This is a genomic window from Roseomonas sp. CAU 1739, assembly GCF_039839775.1.
Classification (GTDB): Bacteria; Pseudomonadota; Alphaproteobacteria; order Acetobacterales; family Acetobacteraceae; genus Neoroseomonas.
Genome location: NZ_JBDOQQ010000021.1, coordinates 41,334 through 61,166, shown reverse-complemented (window position 1 = coordinate 61,166; position 19,833 = coordinate 41,334). Strand labels below are relative to the sequence as shown.

Genomic DNA, 19,833 nt, shown 5'->3' with positions numbered 1-19,833 from the left:
TTGAGCGAGCATCTTCACACGGCACTGACTGCGTACGGTCAGGCGCCATGCGTTCTAATCCTCCGACAACTCCGGCATCCGATACCGGTCCTGCGGATCGTTCCAGCCCTTGAAGTTGGGCGCGCGCTTTTCCGCAAAGGCGGCGCGGCTTTCCAACAGGTCGCTCTTGGCGCCGTGTTCGTGCAGCGCGGCGGCGAGATCCCGTTGCGCCTTGGTCGGCTTCGGCCGCATCCGCCGCATCATGTGAACCGTGTTGACGCGCGCGGCCGGCGGCAGTGTCAGCAGGTGGCTCGCCATCTCCAGCGCCACCTCCACGACCTTGTCCGCCGGCGCCAGCCGGTTGACGAAACCAAGCTGGTGGAATCGTTCCGCCGTGAAACGGAAGCCGAGCGCCATCTCCATCGCGATCGGATAGGGCAGGTTGGCGAGGTGGCCGTGATTGGTGCCGCCAAGCAGCCAGCGCTTGGCCTCCGAAACCTCGAAGATCGCGTCGGTCGCGGCAACGCGCAGGTCCGTGCGCTCGACCAGCATGAAGCCGCCGCCCATGGCGAAGCCGTTCACCGCGGCGATGACGGGCTTTTCCAATGCGCCGGTCGCGAAGGGATCCTCGATGGCCAGGCGCTGGCCGCCCGGGGTCTTGTTGGCCAGCGTCTCCTTCATGTCCTCCCCGGCGCAGAAGGCGCGGCCGGTGCCGGTCAGGATCGCCACTTCCAGGTCATTGTCTCGGCGAAAATCGATCCAGGTCTCGGCCAGGGCGATACGGATTTCCTGGTTCAGCGCGTTGAGCCGCTCGGGGCGGTTCATGCGCACCACGAGCACCTGGCCGTGGCGTTCGGTTTCGACGACGGACATGATTGATCTCCTCCGGTGGCTCGAGACGAGCCTTGCCGCCAGCATGGAGGCTTGCCGGGCGTTGTCGAGGGGGTACGCGCCGTCAGTTCGCCGTGTTCAGCAGGCGGCGGAAATCGGCGTCCAGGGTCGCGAGCGCGCTGTCGATGCGGCCCTGCCGGTCGCGGATCCAGCCATCCTGGGCGGCCAGCGCGCCCTGGGAAGCGGCGATCATCCGCGTCATCTCGGCCGGCTGCGGCCCACCCGCCGTCGCCCGGTTGCGCACGATCGAGACGGGGTCGAGCGTCGCGCGGAATTCGGCCTCGCTCATCGGCAGGACGCCGCCCTCGACGCCCATCTCGTGACGCAGCGTCTCGGCATAGATCCGCTGCGCCTCGGCATAGGGGAAGTCGCTCGGCGCGATGTCATGGGCGCGGGCATGGCTGACCATCTCCGAGGCGAAATGGTGCCCGACGCGGAAGGGCAGGCGGTATTGCCGCATCAGCACATCCGCCACTTCCTGCGACGCCGTCCAGTCCAGGTTCAGCTCCTCCAGCGCGCGCTCCGGATTGATGACCAGCGCATTCAGCACGCGATCGAAGGAGGCCAGCATGCGCGTGGCGGCGACGATGACCTCGGTATTGTCGCCGATGCCCTTGGCGTCGCTCATGCCCGGCGGAATGTTGTGCGCCTGGATCAGCCGGCCGAACCCCAGAGCGATGACGCGCGAGGCATCGGCGCGCGTGTTGATCAGCAGGCCGGGGTTGCGCTTCTGCGGCATGGCGCTCGAGACATAGGTGTTGCCGTCGCCCTCGCGCAGCAGGATCCACGGGCGTGGCTGCGCGTATTGCTGCATCACGTCCTCGATGAAGGCGCCGACATGCAGCGCGACGCCGCTGACGACCGCGCCGATCTCGACCGGCATCTCGGCGGCGAGGATCTGTGCGGCGTCATAGGCATTGTCGACCGTGCCGGGGAAGCCGAGGTAGCGCGCCATGCGCTCCCTGTTCAGCGGCCAGCTCGTGCCGTTCAGCACGGTGGTGCCCATTGGCGAGAGATCCAGCCGGGCCATGGCCTGGCGCAGGCGCTCCGCATCGCGCTCGAAGCCGGCGACATGGCCGAGCAGGTAGTGGCCGTAGCTGTTCGGCTGGGCGGCGACGCCATTGGTGTAGTTGGGTACCACCGTCGTGCCGTGCTGCTCGGCCTGTCGCACCAGCGTCGCGGTCACGCGGTTCAGTTGCGCGGCCATGCGCAGCAACTCGTCGCGCAGCATGGCGGAGCGGACGGTCGCCAGCATGTCCTGGCTCGACCGCCCGGCATGCAGCAGCGTCGCCTCGACGCCGGCGGCCTCGATCAGCAAGGGTTCGAAGGTGATGACCAGGTTTGGCCGCTGGGCGCCGGGCCGCGCGCCGGCGTCGAGCACCGCCTGCAGGCCGGCGGCGATGCGCGGTGCTGCGGCTCGGTCGAGCAGCCCCTCATCGGTGTTGATGACCGCGCTCGCCTTGTTGATCTCGCCGAGCCAGAAGAAGGCGTCGCGTCGCCCGGGGGTCTGGCACAGGCCGGGCAGGGCGGTGGCGGACATGAGCAGCACTCCGAGGCAAAGGCGTATCGCCGACATGGTATCCTCCCGAGGTCCCGGCATCCGGCCAACCTCGGCCAGGGTTGCACATCCGCCGAACCGGCAAGCCGCATCCAAGGATGCCGGCCCGCTTGGTTCAAGACCGCATGGTCGGCCGAGGCATCAGCGCCACAGATAGAGATCGTCATGCGCGTAGTCGTCGCCGTCCAGGTAGGCCATCACCTCCTGCGGCGTTACGCGGCGGTGGGTGCCGATTGTCATGTTCGCGAAGGCGCCGATCCGGCGCTGGAAGGCATCCCGGTCGAAGGCCGGCTTGGCGATGCGCCACAATTCGACGACCGCCAGATCAACCCGATCCCACAACGGATCCGGCGCGCGGGAGATGATCAACTCGTCGAAGCCCTGGGTGTCGGATTTCCAGATCAGCCGCTGTGAGGGCGCGAAGCCCAGATCGCCCGAGAGGAAGTCACGCGCATCGACCGCGCCGATGGTGACCGCGTGGTGCGCCTGGCCGCGCATGGCGTCGGCATTCAGCGAGTAGTTCCCGATATTGTTGGCGTCGCGATACCAGGTCAGTTCGCCGGCGCGGTCGGCCAGGGCGATGTTGTGCAGCGCCCGAAGCGGCGGCGGCAGGTGTGCCAGGTTGAAGTTCAGCGCGGCGAAATTGCCCGGATCCGCCTCGACGCAGACGACCCGCCCGAGATTGGGCAGCCGCCGCGCCGCCTGGCGGGAGAACAGCCCGATATTGGCGCCGATATCGAGCAGGCCATACGTCTGGCTGGGGTCGACATGGGCGCTGAGGAAGTCGAGCTCCTCCGCCTGCCAGCCTCCATTCAGCACCGTGGCCGGAAACATGTTCCCATCGAAGGGGAAGGCCAGTTGGGAGCCGGCCGCGCCGAGCAGCCCATCGTTTCGCAATGTCAGCAGATGGCCCGAGACCTGGGCGAAGGCGCCGTCGCGCACCCATTGCGCGAAGCGAGCGAGCGGGTCCTCTGCCGGCGGTGGCGGCGCGGCCCGCGTGGCCTCGACCTCCGCCTGCAAGGCGCGCACCCGCTCCCGCAGGCCATGCAGCGCGTCATCCCGCTGCCCGACCACCGCGGCCAGCGCGTCGCGCTGCGCGTACACGTTGCGCGCAGCCGGAAGCCGCCGGAGCGCCGCATGGATCAGGCTGGCAACATGGGAGCGCATCGGGGGCCTCGTCGACTCGAACTGGCCAAGGTGACTACTGCATCCGGCGCCGGACCGACATAGTCACCAGTGGCCGCCGCCCCGCCTGCAGGCCGCCGGGGCATCGCATGGCCACCATGCCGCGCCGGCGGCTGGTCTGTTCCGGCGTTCCCGGTCAAGATCGGGCACCATCGATACCGGGTGAAATGTCCATGACAGCCGAAGGCTCCGCGCAGTCGCGCGCTCCAGTCGCCGCCGAGACCCTGTCCAAGAAGCGCGCCGCCCCGCCGGTGCCGCCGAGCCTCGCCGGCTTCCTCTCGTTGAACGATTTCGAGGTCGCAGCGAAAAGCTACCTGCCCCGGATGCTGCACGGCTACATGGCCGGCGGGGTCGAGACCGACTGGTCGCTGGACGACAACCGCCGCGCCTTTGCCGAATGGGGCTTCATCCCGCGCTGCCTGGTCGATGCGCGGGCGCGCCACACCAGGACCACGCTGTTCGGCAAGGAATACAGCGCCCCCTTCGGCATCCCGCCGATGGGCTCCTCGGCGCTGATGGCCTATCGCGGCGACCTGGTGCTGACCCAGGCGGCGCGCGCGAAGAACATCCCCATGATCATGTCGGCTTCCTCCCTGATCAAGTTGGAGGACGTCGCCCGCGCCAACCCCGATGCCTGGTACCAAGCCTACCTGCCCGGCGAGGCCGAGCGCATCGAACCGCTGGTCGACCGCGTCATCGCCGCCGGCTTCAAGACTTTCGTGCTGACGGTGGATGTGCAGGTCTCCTCCAACCGGGAGAACAACATCCGCAATGGCTATTCGATTCCACTGAAGCCGTCCTTCCGCCTGTTCTGGCAGGGGGCGACGCATCCGCGCTGGGCCTTCGGCACCTGGTTCCGCACGCTGAAGAACCACGGGATGCCGTATTTCGAGAACATGGATGCCGGGCGCGGCCCGCCGATCCTCTCGCGCGACCTGGAACGCGCCTTCGGCGCGCGGGATGGGCTGGCCTGGGAGCACCTGGAACTGATCCGCCGGCGCTTCCAGGGCAAGCTGCTGATCAAGGGCGTGCTGCATCCCGACGACATCGTGCGCGCCAAGGCGATCGGGGTGGATGGCGTCATGGTGTCGAACCATGGCGGTCGGCAGCTCGATGGCGCGGTGTCCGGCCTGCGCATGCTGGAAGCCGCCTTGCAGGTCGCGGGCGACATGCCGGTCATCTATGACGGCGGCGTGCGGCGCGGCACCGATGTGATGAAGGCCTATGCGCTCGGCGCGGCCTTCGTCTTCGTCGGCCGGCCGATGCTGTGTGCGGCGGCTGTGCGCGGGCAGCCGGGTGTGGAGCGCGCGATCGACCTGCTGCAGGAGGAAGTGCATCGGGACCTCGCGCTGATCGGGGCGAATACGATGGCCGAACTCGGGCCGCAGTTCCTGATGCGGGTGCCGCAGGCGGGCTGAGGATTTTGGCGGTCGTTCGTTGGTTTCGCGAGGCGTGCTGGCTGACCGCCGGACGCGCCTGGCTCTACGGCGGTATCCTGCTGACGGTTCCGGCCATCTATCTGTCGGCTGCGTTGGTGCGCGTCGTCGGGGCTGGCGCGGATGCCGAACCGAGCCTCGATTTCATGGCGTTCCATGCCGCGTCGAGCCTGGCCCTCGGGGGCGATCCGGCAGCGGCGTGGGACAGGCTGCGCCACGCCGCCGCGCAGGGTCTGTCGCCGGAGCAGGGGTACTTCCCCTTCCTGTACCCGCCGCCTTTCCTGCTGCTGTGCCTGCCGCTCGGCTTGCTGCCATATGCCTGGTCGTATCTTCTCTGGATCGTCGTGACGGCCGTGGCGTGCATCCTCGCACTCACGGCGTACCGTCCCGCACCTTGGCCGGTCGTCGCCGTGCTGTGTGTGCTGGCGCCGGCGAGCGTGCAGAATGTGGCGAATGGCCAGAACGCCTTCCTGACCACGGCGCTGTTCGCCCTCGTCGGGCTGCTGCTGGATCGTCGGCCCGGTGGTGCCGCGGCGGCGCTCGCGGTGCTGGCCTGCAAGCCTCAGCTTGGCCTGGCGGTGCTGCCCGGCCTGGCGGCCGCGCGTCGATGGCGTGTGATCCTCCTCGGTGGGCTCGCCGTGAGCATTCTTGTCGGCATCTCCTGGCTGGTCCTGGGTGCCGAGGCTTGGATGGCGTTCTTCGCCACCATGGGCACCGGGCCCGACGCGTTGCACAGCGGACAGGTGCCGCTGTGGCAGATGCAGAGTGTCCAGGCGACGCTCCGCGGCCTCGGCATGCCGCGCGTCGCAGCCTATGTCGTGCAAATCTGCGCCACGGCGGCCGCGACGGTGGCCATCGTCGTTGCGCTGCGCCCTCGCCCCGGAGGCCGGGCCGAGGTCGCCGCCATGGCCGCGGCCGCACCGCTGATGACGCCCTACGTCTTCGGCTATGATCTCACGCTGCTGCTGCTGCCGCTCGCCTGGATTCTGGCGGAAGCCCGCCGTGACGGCTTCCTGCCATGGGAAAAGCTGGGCCTTGCGCTCGCCTATGTGCTGCCGGGGGTGTCCATCGGATTTGTGTTGTTCGCCGGGGTCGGCATCGGCCCGGTTGCCGCGCTGCTGGTCTTCGGGCTGGTCATGCGGCGCATCCGGGTGTGCGGCGGCGCGGCGCGGTTGGGAGCAGATCGCGTCTGACCGGATTCAGTCGGGAGTGAGACGATACTCACTCAATCAGGGATTCAGCCGGCGAAGCGATCCGCCGGCCGCTTCAACCCAAGATTCTCTCGCAGCGTGCCGCCCTCATACTCGCGACGGAACAGCCCCCGGCGTTGCAATTCCGGGATCACCAGCCGGGTGAAGCGCTCCAGGCCGGTGGGCACCACGGGGGCGGCGATCATGAAGCCGTCGCAGCCCTTTCCACGATACCAGGCCTCCATCACATCGGCGACCTGGATCGGGTCGCCCTTGAACATGTTGCCGGCCATCTGCGGCAGGATGCGGCGATAGGTCTGGCGCACCGTCAGCCCCTGTTCCTGGGCGACCCGCACGATGGCGCGGCCGATGCCGGTATGGCCGACATGCTCCCCGGGGAAGTCGGGCATCGGTCCGTCGAGCGGGTAGTCCTTCATGCTTCGGCCAAGCATCTTCGACAGGTAGTCCACGCCGACCGCTGGCGGCACCAGATCATCCAGCGCGCCGGCGAGGTCCTCGGCTTCCTGCGCCGTCTCGCCGACGAAGATCGTCACGCCGCTCAGGATCTTCAGGTCGTCCGCCGTGCGGCCATATGCGGCGAGCCGCCCCTTCACATCGGCATACAGCGCCTGCGCTGCGGGCAGCGTCGCCTCGATGGCGAAGATGCAGTCGGCGTGGCGGGCCGAAAGTTCCTTGCCCGCCTCCGATTGCCCGGCCGAGAACACAACCGGATGGCCCTGCGGCGGCCGCGGCGCGTTGAGCGGACCAGCCACCTGGAAATGCGTCCCCTTGTGGTGCAACAGCCGGACCTTGTCGGGATGCAGGAAGCGGCCTGCGGCCTTGTCTTGCGGAAAGGCGTCGTCGGCCCAGGAATCCCAAAGCCCCTTCACGACATCGGCGAATTCATTGGCGCGCTCGTAGCGCGTGTCGCGCCCGACATGTTCGGGATGGGAGAAGTTCAGCGCGTCGCCGGGATTGGAGGTCGTGACGAGGTTCCACCCGGCACGGCCGCCACTGATGTGATCCAACGAGGCGAACCGCCGCGCGACAAGGAAGGGCTCGTCATAGGTTGTCGTGGTGGTTGCCACCAGGCCGATGTGGCGCGTCGCCATCGCCAGCGCCGACAGCAGCGTCACCGGCTCGAACACGCCCGGTCGGTCAGAGGGGGATGTGGCGGCGAACAGGTCCGGCTTGTCGATGTTGCGCACGCCATTGCCATCGGCGAGGAACAGCAGGTCCATCTTGCCCGCCTCGGCGATCTGCGCGAGGCGCACGGCATTCGCGATATTCGCCGCCGGCCGGTCCCAGGCATCGGGATGGCGCCATTCGCCCACATGGCTGCCCTGGGCATTGGCGTTGGCGGCGAGGATCATCGGCATCGGCAGGCTTCCGTCGAAAGGGCACGCAAAGGCTGCTTGCAATGCGGCGGGCTGTCCAGCATTTTGAATTCAATTTTGCCATGACCCACGCTCCCTACCTCGAACTGCCCGAAGCGCGCCCCGGGGCTCAGGACGCCCATGCGTCACTGCCGGCCTTCGTCGCCGAGCGGCTGCGCGAGGCGATCCTGTCCGGCACCATCCCACCCGAGGCGCTGCTGCGGCAGGAGGACATCGCGATGCGCCTCGGCGTGTCCCGCCCGCCTGTGCGCGAAGCGCTGCGGCAGTTGGAAGCCGAGGGGCTGGCCCTGTCGCGCCCACGCCGCGGCTATGTCGTCGCCGCGCTCGATCCCGGGGACATCGCCGAGATCTTCGAGATCCGCGCGCTGTTCGAGGAACGCATCGGCCAGGCCGCCGCCCGGCACAGGACCGCCGCCGATATCGCCGCGCTGGAGGCCGAGGTCGCTGCCATGGAGGCGCTACCCGCCGGCACGCCGGAAGGCGGGCGTGATTTCGGCCTGCACAACCGCCGTTTCCACGACCGTATCCGCGCGGCCAGCGGGCGCCGCGTGATGGGCGAACTGCTCGGCGTGCTGGCCAATCGGGTGGAGCGCTACATCCGCCTCGGCGGGCAGATCGCCAACAGCCGGGAGCAGGTGAACCGCGAACACCGGGACATCCTCGCCGCCCTCAGGGAAGGCGATGGCGATCGGCTGGCCCTGCTGCTGCGGCTCCATGTGCATGATGCCGGGGCGCGGCTGCTGCGGTCGCTGCGCGATCGGTAGGGCGGCGGGCCTTGGCCGGCGCTGCCCGCCCTCCCGCCCATCGATTGTGCGGGCGTCGTCACGACCCTGGCGCGGCCTGCGGCATCGCTTCTCGATCTGCGCCGGCACGGTGTCGCGTCGGGCCCGGCGATCACGACGCGGCCGGGCAGTTGTAAATTGAATTCAAATCGGCTGGTATCGTCCCGAGCGCCGCCCGTCACGACCCTGCCGGCAACGACCGGCCCATGAATTTCCTGCCGGAGCCTCGACATGACCCGCATCACCCGCCGCCAGGCCATCGGATTTTCCGCGACGATTGGGCTCGCGCGGCCGGCCCTCGCGCAGAACGCCTACCCGTCACGCGCGATCCGCGTGATCGTTCCCTTCGCACCGGGCGGCACCACCGACCTGATGACGCGCCTGGTGGCCGACAATCTCGGCGCGCCGCTGGGCCAGCAGGTGGTGGTCGAAAACCGCGCCGGGGCCTTCGGCGTGATCGGTGCGGATGCCGTCGCCAAGGCCGCCCCCGATGGCTACACGCTGCTCGCCGGTTCGCCGGGGCCGATGGCGGTGAACGGGCATGTCTATCGCAACCTGCCCTACGACCCGGCCCGCGACCTGTGCGGCGTCTGCATGGTGGCGAACATCCCCTATGTCATGGCGGTGCCGGCCTCGCTGGGCATCACGACGGTCCAGCAATTCATCGAGCGCGCCCGCGCCCGGCCCGGCAGCCTGAACTTCGCCACCTCCGGCATGGCATCGCGCCTGACGGTCGAGATGTTCCGCGCCATGGCTGGCGGGCTGGAACTCGAGATGGTGCAGTATCGCGGCGGCGCGCCGGCACGCACCGACCTGCTGGCCGGACGCATCCAACTGGTGATCGAACAGGTGCCCTCCTTCCTGGAGGATTTCCGCGCGGGCAGCCTGGTCCCCCTCGCCGTGGGCACCAAGCAGCGCTTTTCCCTGCTGCCCAACGTGCCGACGATGGAGGAGGCGGGCCTGCCGGGCTACGAGGCCAATGCCTGGATGGGCTATGGCGCCCCCGCCGGCACGCCGATCGAGATCCGCCGCCGCCTGGCCACCGAGATCGACCGCATCGTGAAGACGCCGGCCGTGCAGGAGCGTCTGGCGTCGTGGGGGTCGGACCCGCTCGGCGGCACGCCGGAGGATATGGACCGCATGCTCGCCGAGGATCGCGCGCGCTGGGGCCGCGTGGTGCAGATGGCGGGGATCGAGAAGGAGTAGCCGCCTCCTCATCACAGTCGCGTGTGCCGCCGGGCCGATCGGCGGGCACCGGCGTTGTCCTCCCGGCGTGCCCTGAATCGACGGGGTGCCCGCGAGGTCACGATGCGACGCAGGATAGCGAAATGGATCGTCGGCGGCTGTGTGGTCGCCATGCTGCTCGTCGGCGGGGCGGCCGGTGCCGCTTGGCTCGCGGCACGCCCCGTGGCGCAGGCCCGCCTTTCGGTCATGCTTGGCCGGCCTGTCACGATCGGGTCGATCTCCATCGCGCCATCGTTTGGTCTGACACGCATCACAGTGCAGGACGTCCGGCTCGCCAACCCCGAGGGCTGGCCGGGCGATCCGCCTTTCGCGCGCGCCGCACGCGTGACCCTCGACCTGGATGTCGCGGAGACGCGCCGCACCGGCGCTCTCATCCTGCCGTCGGTCACGGTGGAAGGCCCTGTCATCACCGCCCTTTCGCGCGGCGAGGGCGACAACAACTATACCCTGGCCTTGCCGTCGCCGCAGGGGGAACCGGTCGGTGAAGCGTCGCCGCCAGCCTCCCGCCTGCGCATCGGCGCGCTGCGTGTGGTCGGCGGTCTGGCGCATGTCGCCATCAACCATCTCAGGGCCGATTTCGAGGTCGCCTTCGAGACGCGCGACGACGCCTCCGGTGCCCCGATGATCGTCGCCGAAGCGCGCGGCACCTATGCGGCGCAGCCCCTCACGGCCACCATGACCGGCGGCGCGCTGCTGGCGTTGGGCGAGGCAACCGTGCCCTGGCCCGTCGATCTGACGCTGGTGAACGGCCCGACCCGTGGTCACCTGACCGGGACATTGCGCGACGTGCTCGCCCTGGCCGGCGCGGATCTGACGCTTGAACTCGCTGGCCCGGACATGGCGCTGCTCACCCCGTTGACCGGCGTGCCGATCCCGCAGACGCCGCGCTACCAGGTGAAGGGGAAGCTCAGCTACGCCGAAGCCCGCTTCCGCTTCACCGAGATTGCCGGCCGTGTTGGCAACAGCGACCTCGGCGGGGCCATCACCATCGACCCGCGCGGCACGCGGCCCGACGTGACGGCCGACCTGCAGTCACGCCGTGTCGATCTTGCCGACCTGACCGGATTCATCGGCGGGCGGCCCGGCCGCGGCACGCCGACGCGGCAGGCGCAGCAAGGCTCCCGCGTGCTGCCGGACGCGCCGGTCAACATCCCGAAGCTGGAAGCCGCGAATGTGCACCTGACCTATGCGGCGCGGCAGGTCGTCGGCGGCTCGGCGCCGGTGGATAATCTACGCGCGCAGCTCGAACTTATCGACGGCGTCATCACGTTGCGCCCCGTCGCCTTCGGCGTCGGGCGCGGCGAGGTGACCGCGAACCTTGTGCTGACCCCGGTCGAGGGCGAGGCGCTGCATATGCAAGGCGAGATCGATTTCCGGCGCGTCGATATCTCCCGCATCATGCGCTTCGTCGGCTCCGAGGGCGGCGGCGCGCTGACCGGGCGGGCCAGGATCGACGCGACCGGTCGGTCCACGGCGGAACTGCTGGCCCGCGGTGACGGATCGCTAATCCTCGTGACCAGCGGCGGCAATCTCTCTGCCGTCCTGGTGGACCTGTCCGGGTTGCGGCTCGGCAATGCGATCTTCTCCGCACTCGGCCTGCCGTCCCGCACGCGGATCGAATGCTTCGTTGGTGACTTCACGCTGCAGCGCGGCGTGCTGCGGCCCCGCGTGCTGCTGCTGGAGACGGCGGATGCGCTGCTCAGCGGGGAAGGCGCCATCAGGCTCGACCAGGAGAGGCTGGACATGCGCGTGCGCAGCCAGGCGAAGCGCCTCACCGTCGCGGCGCTGCCGACCGACCTGCTGGTGACCGGCACGCTGCGTGATCCGGTCGTGCAGCCGGAGATCGTGGAACTCGGCATCCGCGGCGGGATCGCCGCGGCGCTCGGCTTCGTCTCCGTGCCGCTGGCGATCCTGCCGACCATCGAACTCGGCATCGGCGACGACACACGCTGCAACGACACGCTGCGACGCGCCCAGGGCGGACGGCGCGGCGGCTAGGGCTTGGACGGGTATCGCAGCAAAACCCGGGCTGCGCGCCATCGTGCGCCTTTGCATATCCTGGTCAGGATCAGGTCCTTGACCGCGGATAGCCTCCGGCTGTGGCGCAGCCATCCGCTGGCCTTACGCTGCCACGACCCCAGCCACCGGCGAGCGCCGCGCTTCCGACGCCCATCGGCCTTCAGGCGCCGAGCGCCTTCGCATTGTCCGCCCCGAGGCGCGGCGCACCGCCCCGCATGCGTGGCCGTTCTCCGTCGAAGGACAGCGGCATGGCGACCAGGGAGAAATCCTCCCCCGGCACTGGCTGCACCATCTCCATCGCCTGCACCTGCGGTTCCGCCAGCACTTCAGGAATCGCGTTCACCGGCGCGCAAGGCACGCCGATGCGCTGTAGCCGGTCGAGCCATTCGACGCGCTTCACCGCGCCCATCAGCGCGGCGATCATCGGCAGCAATTCGCCATGATTGGCCAGCCGCGCGCGATTGGTCGCGAAGCGCGGATCCTCAGACCATTCGGGATGGCCGAGTTCCGCCGCGAAACGCCGGAACAGCCGGTCATTGCCGCAGCACACCAGGATCGGCCCATCCGCCGTATCGAAGGATTGATACGGCACCAGGTTCGGGTGACCCGAGGCGTGGCGTTCCCCTACCTTGCCGGTGTTGACATAGCCGCTGATCTTCTGCCCGGCCCAGAGCAGCGCGGTCTCCAGCAGCGACGTGTTCACCACCCCGCCGCGCCCCGTCCGGTGCCGCCTCTCCAGCATCGCCAGCGCGCCGAGCACGGTCCACATGCCCGTTCCCTGGTCCACCACCGAGGCCCCCATGCGGACCGGTGGGCCGCCCGGCTCTCCGGTGATCGACGACAACCCGCCGAAGGCCTGCAGCAGCGGCTCATAGCCGGGCCGCAGCTTCTCCGGCCCGACATGGCCGAAGGCGCCCATGGCGCAATAGATCAGCTGCGGATGCCGTGCCGTGACCTCCTCCGGACCGATGCCGAGGCTCTCCGCCACGCCGGGGCGGAGGTTGTGCAGCATGATGTCGGCATCGGCGAGCAGCGCATGCAGCGCCGCCACGCCCTCGGCCGATTTCAGGTCGAGCGTCACCGACTGCTTGCCGCGGTTGAACTCGTGGAAGTTCAGCGCGTCCCCATGGCGGAAGGCCGGGCCCATCTGGCGGGCGTCGTCGCCGCCATCGGGTTTCTCGACCTTGATCACCTCGGCGCCGAGATCGGCGAAGATCGCCCCGGCGAAGGGCCCGGACAGCACCTGTCCGAGTTCGATGACGCGCAGCCCGGCGAGCACACCCTCGGTCATTGCAACTCGATCCCCGCGGCGGTGACGATGCGCTTCCATTTGTCGATCTCGGCCGCCTGGAAGGTGGCGAGGTCGTCCGGCGAGCCCGGCCGCAGCATCGTGCCGGTGGCTGTCAGGCGTTCGGCGACCGATGGGCGCGCCATGATCTCGTTGATCAGGCGGTTCATGCGGGTCACGATCGGCGCCGGCGTTCCAGCCGGGCCATAGACCGCGGTCCAGGACAGCATCTCATAGCCCTGGAAGCCCTGTTCCTCGACGGTGGGAACATCCGGCAGGATCGAGGTGCGCTCGCGGCTGGTGACGCCGATGGCCCGCACGCGCCCCTCCCGCGCATGGGGTGCGGAGGTGGTCGCATCGACGAACATCACCTGCGCCACGCCGCTGATCACATCGGTGATGCCGAGCGGGTTCGACCGGTAGGTGACATTGACCATGTCCACCCCGGCCATCGACTTGAACATCTCCCCCGCGACGCGGGAGGAAGCGGAGCCGGAGGCGAAGTTCAGCCGCCCCGGATTGGCCCGCCCATAGGCCACCAGGTCCTGCATGGTGCGGATCGGCAGGTCGTTGTTTACCACCACCAGCAGCACGCCCAGGCCGATCAGCGCGACCGGCGAGAAATCCGCCACGGGGTCATAGGGCAGGCGGCGGAACAGCGCCGGGTTGGACCCATGCGTGGTGTTCGCGGTGAACAGGAAGGTGTAGCCATCGGGCCGCGCGCGGGCGACCGCCTCGGACGCGATGAAGCCGTTCGCGCCGCCGCGATTGTCGACCACGACCGGCTGGCCAAGTTCGACCTGCAGCGCCTCGGCGAAGATGCGCGCATTCACGTCCGTGCCGCTGCCGGCGGGGAAGGCGACGATGAAGCGGACCGGCCGGTCCGGCCAAGTGCCTTGCGCAGAGGCCAGGCGGGGCAGGGCGGGCGTGGTGGCGATCGCCGCAAGGGCGGCACGCCGACCGATCGGTCGGATCATGGATACTTCCTCCGGACAGGCGCCCTCTGGCGGGGCGGATGCTGCGGCGACATACTGGGTGGCGAAGCAACAGCGTCCATGCAGCGACGCGCCACGTCAATCGGCGCCGCCCGCATGGCAGGGGAAACGCCATGTCCGACCTGCCGAAGCACGTCCTGTTCCATGAGGAAGGCCCGCGCGAAGGCTTCCAGATCGAGCGCGGCAGCTTCCCGCTCGCCGACCGCGCCGCACTGGTCGATGCGTTGTCGGAGACGGGGCTGGAGGAGATCCAGGTGTCGTCCTTCGTCTCGCCCAAGGCGGTGCCGCAGATGGCCGATGCGGAAGCATTGTTCGCCGCCATCAAGCGCAAGCCGGGCGTGCGCTACGACGCCGTGTGGCTGAACGAACGCGGCTACGACCGCGCCCGTGCGGTGCCCGGCGTGCACATCACCGGGCGGATCGCGCTCTATGCCTCCGACGCCTTCGCCATGCGCAACAACAACTGCACCGCGGCGGAGATGCGCGGCCGGGTGAATGACTGGCTGGACCGCTATGCGGCCGATGGCGTGACGATGGAACGCGCCCTGGTCATGGCCGCCTTCGGCTGCAATTTCGAGGGCGAGGTGGCACCGGAACGCGCGGTGGCCGAGCTGGTCTGGGCCTGGAAGACCTGCCAGGCGCGCGGCATGGCGCCGCCGCGGCTTTACCTGGCCGATACCATGGGCTGGGCCAACCCGCAGGCGATCCGCCGTGCCATCGGGCTGCTGCGCAACGCGGTGCCGGAGGCCGAGGTCGGCCTGCACCTGCATGACACGCGCGGCCTCGGCCCGGCCAATGTGCTGGCCGCGCTGGAAATGGGCGTGTCCCACTTCGACAGTTCGGTCGCCGGCCTGGGCGGCTGCCCTTTTGCCGGGCATGGCGACAGCCGCGGCGCGGGCAATATCTGCACGGAGGACATGGTCTTCCTGTGCCACGAAATGGGCATCGAGACCGGCGTGAACCTCGAGGCGCTGATCGAGGCGGCACGCCTCGCCGAGAGGATCATCGGCCGGCCGCTGTCGGGGCGGCTGATGCATGCGGGATCGCTCGGCGCCTATCGCCAGCGCCGGGTGGCGGCCTGAACCTCGCCGCCGGCAGCCGATGCCGTCGCCGGCATGATGGTGCCAGCGACGGGAGTGCAGAGCGCGCTGCGGCAGGCCGTATCGGCTATTTCAGGGAGGCGAGATAGGCCATCAGGTCGTTGACCTGCGTTTCGTTGCGGATCCCGGGGAACGACATGCTGCCGCGCGGCAGCACGGCCTTGGGATTGGTGACGTAGGCGCGCAGCCGATCCTCGGTCCAGGTGGTGCCCCCGGTGGCGAATTCCCGCATGTTCGGGGAGTAGCGGAAGCCATCGATGTTGCCGGCCGGGCGACCGACTATCCCGAACAGGTTGGGGCCGACGCCGTTGCGCCCGCCCTGGTCCGCCGTATGGCAGGCCCGGCACTGGTTGAATACGCGCTGGCCGGCCGCCGCGTCGCCACCTTCGGCAAAAGCCATGGCCGGTACCGAGGCCAGGACCGCCGCCAGCATCATCCGTCGCATCCGAGACTCCTTCCCACGGGGATCGTCAGCGCCCTGGCCGGTGCTGCCGGAGTGCGCAGGATCCGACTTAGCCCGATCCTGCGATCTGGCAAGCCTGTGCCCGACGGGGACGGGCAGCGCGGTGAAGCCCGTCTCGGTGGGAGGGTGAAAGTCATGCCAGGCGGTGCTTTGCCGATGCCGGCCTTGATCTGCGTCAAGGCGTGACGGCGTGCGCTTGTGGGAATTGGCATCGCGTGGTCTCACCCGTGGGAACTGGTATTTGCGTCGTGCCGCGCGCGGCATCGGGAATGCCGCAATGTCTTCGCGCCTGCTGGCCCCCGCCATGGCGCAGCGTCTGGTCCTGGGAGTTCAGGGATGGACTACGAGGCTTTTTTCCGCAGCCATCTCGACAACCTGCGTCGGGAGGGCCGGTACCGTGTCTTCGCCGATATCGAGCGACAGGCGGGGCAATACCCGCGCGCCATCCGTCACGACGCCGGCACGACGCGCGAGGTGACCGTTTGGTGTTCCAATGACTATCTCGGCATGGGCCAGCACCCGAAGGTCCTGGCGGCGATGCATGAGGCGCTCGACCGCTACGGCGCAGGGGCGGGGGGCACGCGCAACATCTCCGGCACGAACCATGAACACGTGCTGCTGGAATGCGCGCTCGCCGCGCTGCACGGCACCGAGGCGGCGCTGCTGTTCAATTCCGGCTACATGTCGAACTGGGCTTCGCTGTCCACACTGGCGTCGCGGTTGCCTGGCTGCGTGATCGTCTCGGATGAAATGAACCATGCCTCGATGATCGAGGGCATGCGCCATTCCCGTGCCGAGCGCCGGGTGTTCCGCCACAACGACCTGGCCGATCTGCGCCGCGTGCTGGCCGAACTCGACTCCGCCGCGCCGAAGCTGGTCGCCTTCGAGAGCGTCTATTCCATGGATGGCGACATCGCGCCCATCGCGCAGATCTGCGACGTGGCCGATGAGTTCGGTGCCATGACCTATTGCGATGAGGTCCACGGCGTCGGCCTGTATGGAGCGACCGGCGGCGGCGTGACCGAACGCGACGGCGTGGCGTCGCGCCTGACGGTGATCGAGGGCACGCTCGCCAAGGCGTTCGGCGTGATCGGCGGCTATATCGCCGGCTCCGCCGCGATGGTCGATTTCGTGCGCTCCCATGCCTCCGGTTTCATATTCTCGACAGCGCTGCCGCCGGCGGTCGCCGCCGGCGCGCGCGCGGCGATCGAGCATCTGCGCGACAGCGGCACGGAACGCGACCGCCTGCACGAACGCGCGGCGACGTTGCGCCGGCGGCTCGATGCGGCGGGCGTGCCGCATCTGGCCAATGCCAGCCATATCGTCCCGGTCATGGTCCATGACCCTGTCCTGTGCAGGACCATCAGCGACATCCTGCTCGACGAGCACGGCATCTATGTCCAGCCGATCAACTACCCGACCGTACCGCGCGGCACGGAACGCCTGCGCATCACGCCATCGCCGGTGCACACCGATGCCGACATGGACCGGCTGGTGGCGGCGCTGGAAAGCGTCTGGGCGCGCTTCAGCCTGCGCCGAGCGGCGTGACGACCCGCCGGGTCCGACGCTTCCGGCCATGACGCGGCGGTGCCCGGGGCGGGCGGCGTTTGGTCGCGCCCACGCAAACCGCCCCGGGATCGCGTCGGTGCCGGCACGCTCATCCGCCAGCACAGGGCTGGCGGGCGGACATCCGGCCTACGACACCACCACCTTGCGATAGAGATGCCACGTCGCATGGCCGAGCACCGGCATCACCAGCGCCAGTCCCACGAATAGCGGCAGGCAGCCCAGCAGCAGGCCCGCCGCGACAACCAGCCCCCATGCGGCCATCGGAACGGGGTTGGCGGCGACGGCGCGCAGCGAGGTCCGCATCGCGGTCACCGGCCCGACCTCCCGGTCCAGGATCATCGGGAAGGCCACCACGGTCAGCGAGAGGACCACGACGGCGAAGATGAAGCCCACGGCATTGCCCAGCACGATCAGCGACCAGCCTTCCCGCGTGTCCACCAGGTCGCGCAGCAGGGCGCCGAGGGTCGCATGCGGGTGGCCCGCGAAGGTCGCCTGGTAGACCAGGTGGGCAGCGAAGATCCACAGCAGGAAGATGGCCAGCAGCAGCACGCCGAGCGCGGCCGCGGACAGGATCGCCGGCGAGCGGAAGACCCGGAGCCCATCGAGCCAGGATGTCTGGCGCCCCATCTCGCGCTGGCGGCTGATCTCATAGAGACCGATGGCCGCGACCGGACCCATCAGGGACAGGCCGGCGATCAGCGGGAAGATCAGGTAGACCAGGTCGCCGCCCCAGGCCGCGCGCGCCGCGATCATGCCGATGATGGGGTAGATCAGCGCGAGGAAGAACAATTGCGTTGGCGTCGCGAGGAAGTCGTCGATGCCGCGCGACAGCGCGTCCCGCAGATCCGGCAGACCAATGCGGCGGATCGCGGGGATGTCGGATATGTCGGCGAGGCCGACATGCGGCATGGTCTGTGCCATGGTGATCCTCCCTTCCGATGCGCGATGGGAAGCCAGGCGGGCAGGCGCCGCGTGGGCCTCTGCGCCCCATCGACGTGGTGCGGGTTCGGATCGAAGCAACATCATTTCTTGGTGATGCTGCGGGTGCGTGGCGTCACCCGGCCAGGGGCGGGCGTCCACGGATGAAGTCCGACCCTCGCTCGGCGATCATCATCGTCGTCGCATAAGTGTTGGAGGAGGTCATCGACGGCATGACCGAGGCGTCGATCACCCGCAGCGCCTCCAGCCTGTGCACCTGCAGCCGGTCGTTCACCACCGAGGTCGTGTCGGTCTCCGGCCCCATCCGGCAGGTGCCGATCAGGTGATAGGTGGTCGAGCCGTTCCGATAGGCGAAGTCGAGCAACTCATCGTCGCGCTCGACATTCATGCCGGGCAGCACTTCCTGCGCCAGCAGCGCCTGCATCTGCGGGGTGTTCAGCAGCCGCCGGATCAGCCGGATGCCGCCCAGGTGGACGCGGCGGTCCATCTCGTTGGACAGGTAGTTGGGCTGGATCTCGGGGTCGTCGAACACATCGGCGGTCTTGGCCCGCACCCAGCCGGTGCTCTCCGGGCGGTGCTGCCACGCGCCGGCGGTGCAGCCGGGGTAGTCGTCCAGCACATAGACCTTGCCCTCGGCATAGGAGCCAGGGGTGAAGACGCCCTGGAGGTCGGGCTCGTCGAGACCCTCGAAGGATTTCCAGAAGATATGCACATGCGACGGCGCGGTCGCCAGGATCGACGGCTTGCCCACCGCCCAGCGCGCCACCTGCTGTGCCAGCTTGAAGCCCTTGGCGAGCTGGTTGAGCGTCTCCACCCCGTCCTTCGCGCGCATCACGACGCGGGAGGCATAGTGGTCGCGGAAATTCTCGCCGACCGGCAATTCGTGGAACACCGGCACGCCGATCCGCGCCAGCGTCGAGGCCGGGCCGATGCCCGACACCTGCAAGAGCCGTGCAGTATTCGCCGTGCCCGCGGAAATGATCACCTCCCGTCGCGCGCGCACTTCGGCTGCGGCGCCGCCACGCTCGGTCTGGTAACGAACGCCGACCGCGCGCTTGCCCTCGAAGACTAGGCCGCAGGCCCGCGCATTGGTGCGCACCTCCAATTCCTGCCGCGCCATCGCCGGCTTGAGGAAGGCGCGGGCCGCGGAGACGCGCCAACCCTTCTGGATGCCGCGCTGGAAATAGCCGACGCCGGCCTGGTCGCCGCTGTTGTAATCCGGATTGCGCGGCAGGCCGGCGGCCACGCAGCCTTCCAGGAAGGCTTCCGACAACGGATGGATCCAGTCCATGTCGGTGACCGGCAGCCCGCCCTGCTTGCCGCGGCGGTCGTCGCGGCCGAAGCCGATGCGCTGTTCGGTCCGCATGTAGTAGGGCAGGCAGTCGTCATAGCCCCAGCCTCGATTGCCCCGCTGCGCCCAGGAATTCAGATCCCCCGGCTGGCCGCGATTGTAGATCATGCCGTTGACGGATGACGATCCGCCCAGCGTGCGCCCCTGCGTGGTCGCGATCGGGCGCCCGCCCGTCCGCTCGGTCGGTTCGGTCTTGAACTGCCAGGTGACCGCGGGATCGACCAGGGTCTTGATGAAGCCTGCCGGAATGTGGATCCACGGATTGCGGTCGGGCGGGCCGGCTTCCAGCACGCAGACGGTCACGCCGGGATCCTCGGTCAGTCGCGCGGCGAGGATGGATCCAGCGGCGCCGGCGCCCACGATGACGTAGTCGAAAGTGTCGGCCATGGCGGGGGATCGGCTCCTGTGGTTTCCTGCGCCGCTCAAGCCTAAGCGCGCCCGAGCCG

The 19,833-nt window shown here is 69.0% G+C and carries 16 protein-coding genes; 7 read left to right on the top strand and 9 right to left on the bottom strand.

Going from position 1 to position 19,833, the window contains the following annotated elements; all coding sequences use genetic code 11:
- Nucleotides 1-54: 54 nt before the first annotated feature.
- From AAFN86_RS25595 to AAFN86_RS25585, 3 genes are all read right to left on the bottom strand, one after another.
- Nucleotides 55-852, bottom strand: a complete 798-nt coding sequence (locus AAFN86_RS25595) for an enoyl-CoA hydratase-related protein (protein WP_347546451.1) — start codon at nt 850-852, stop codon at nt 55-57.
- 82 nt (nt 853-934) lie between these two features.
- Nucleotides 935-2,410 (bottom strand): lyase family protein, encoded by a 1,476-nt coding sequence (locus tag AAFN86_RS25590; protein ID WP_347546450.1) that lies wholly within the window; start codon nt 2,408-2,410, stop codon nt 935-937.
- 159 nt (nt 2,411-2,569) lie between these two features.
- Nucleotides 2,570-3,595, bottom strand: coding sequence for an FkbM family methyltransferase (locus tag AAFN86_RS25585; RefSeq protein WP_347546449.1), 1,026 nt, complete (start codon nt 3,593-3,595; stop codon nt 2,570-2,572).
- A 191-nt stretch (nt 3,596-3,786) separates the two neighbouring features.
- Between AAFN86_RS25585 and AAFN86_RS25580 the strand changes: the two genes are divergently transcribed.
- Both AAFN86_RS25580 and AAFN86_RS25575 read left to right on the top strand, forming a co-directional pair.
- Entirely contained in the window at nt 3,787-5,031 is a 1,245-nt protein-coding gene (locus tag AAFN86_RS25580; RefSeq protein ID WP_347546447.1) for an alpha-hydroxy acid oxidase, read from the top strand.
- 5 nt (nt 5,032-5,036) lie between these two features.
- Nucleotides 5,037-6,242 carry a glycosyltransferase family 87 protein gene (locus tag AAFN86_RS25575; protein ID WP_347546446.1) on the top strand — a complete coding sequence of 402 codons (1,206 nt, stop codon included), beginning with the start codon at nt 5,037-5,039 and terminating at the stop codon, nt 6,240-6,242.
- A 44-nt stretch (nt 6,243-6,286) separates the two neighbouring features.
- On the opposite strand, the gene AAFN86_RS25570 is transcribed toward AAFN86_RS25575, so the two are convergent.
- Complete coding sequence (locus tag AAFN86_RS25570) at nt 6,287-7,618, bottom strand: LLM class flavin-dependent oxidoreductase (RefSeq protein ID WP_347546445.1); 1,332 nt, start codon at nt 7,616-7,618, stop codon at nt 6,287-6,289.
- Nucleotides 7,619-7,698: 80 nt separating this feature from the next.
- Between AAFN86_RS25570 and AAFN86_RS25565 the strand changes: the two genes are divergently transcribed.
- The 3 genes from AAFN86_RS25565 (at nt 7,699) to AAFN86_RS25555 (ending at nt 11,661) form a co-directional block, all read left to right on the top strand.
- Nucleotides 7,699-8,400 (top strand): GntR family transcriptional regulator, encoded by a 702-nt coding sequence (locus tag AAFN86_RS25565; protein WP_347546444.1) that lies wholly within the window; start codon nt 7,699-7,701, stop codon nt 8,398-8,400.
- A 249-nt stretch (nt 8,401-8,649) separates the two neighbouring features.
- Nucleotides 8,650-9,624: a tripartite tricarboxylate transporter substrate binding protein gene (locus tag AAFN86_RS25560; protein ID WP_347546442.1), complete on the top strand. Its 975-nt coding sequence runs from the start codon at nt 8,650-8,652 to the stop codon at nt 9,622-9,624.
- A gap of 102 nt (nt 9,625-9,726) precedes the next feature.
- Complete coding sequence (locus AAFN86_RS25555) at nt 9,727-11,661, top strand: AsmA family protein (protein WP_347546441.1); 1,935 nt, start codon at nt 9,727-9,729, stop codon at nt 11,659-11,661.
- Between the two features lie 181 nt (nt 11,662-11,842).
- On the opposite strand, the gene AAFN86_RS25550 is transcribed toward AAFN86_RS25555, so the two are convergent.
- Nucleotides 11,843-12,973: a CoA transferase gene (locus tag AAFN86_RS25550; RefSeq protein WP_347546440.1), complete on the bottom strand. Its 1,131-nt coding sequence runs from the start codon at nt 12,971-12,973 to the stop codon at nt 11,843-11,845.
- Nucleotides 12,970-13,947, bottom strand: coding sequence for a tripartite tricarboxylate transporter substrate binding protein (locus tag AAFN86_RS25545; protein ID WP_347546439.1), 978 nt, complete (start codon nt 13,945-13,947; stop codon nt 12,970-12,972). Before AAFN86_RS25545 ends, AAFN86_RS25550 begins: the two co-directional genes overlap by 4 nt.
- 131 nt (nt 13,948-14,078) lie before the next feature.
- On the opposite strand from AAFN86_RS25545, the gene AAFN86_RS25540 reads away from it, so the two are divergent.
- Entirely contained in the window at nt 14,079-15,047 is a 969-nt protein-coding gene (locus tag AAFN86_RS25540) for a hydroxymethylglutaryl-CoA lyase (protein WP_347546438.1), read from the top strand.
- Between the two features lie 85 nt (nt 15,048-15,132).
- On the opposite strand, the gene AAFN86_RS25535 is transcribed toward AAFN86_RS25540, so the two are convergent.
- Entirely contained in the window at nt 15,133-15,510 is a 378-nt protein-coding gene (locus AAFN86_RS25535; protein WP_347546437.1) for a cytochrome c family protein, read from the bottom strand.
- 354 nt (nt 15,511-15,864) lie between these two features.
- Here AAFN86_RS25535 and hemA point away from each other — a divergent pair, with 354 nt between their 5' ends.
- On the top strand, nt 15,865-17,076 hold the full coding sequence (gene hemA / locus AAFN86_RS25530; protein WP_347546435.1) for a 5-aminolevulinate synthase: 1,212 nt from the start codon (nt 15,865-15,867) through the stop codon (nt 17,074-17,076).
- A gap of 147 nt (nt 17,077-17,223) precedes the next feature.
- Here hemA and AAFN86_RS25525 read toward each other — a convergent pair whose 3' ends face one another.
- The gene (locus AAFN86_RS25525; protein WP_347546434.1) at nt 17,224-18,018 is read right to left on the bottom strand and encodes a DUF2189 domain-containing protein; all 795 of its coding nucleotides are present in this window, start codon (nt 18,016-18,018) and stop codon (nt 17,224-17,226) included.
- Between the two features lie 133 nt (nt 18,019-18,151).
- The gene (locus tag AAFN86_RS25520; protein ID WP_347546433.1) at nt 18,152-19,774 is read right to left on the bottom strand and encodes a GMC family oxidoreductase N-terminal domain-containing protein; all 1,623 of its coding nucleotides are present in this window, start codon (nt 19,772-19,774) and stop codon (nt 18,152-18,154) included.
- Between the last annotated feature and the right edge of the window lie 59 nt (nt 19,775-19,833).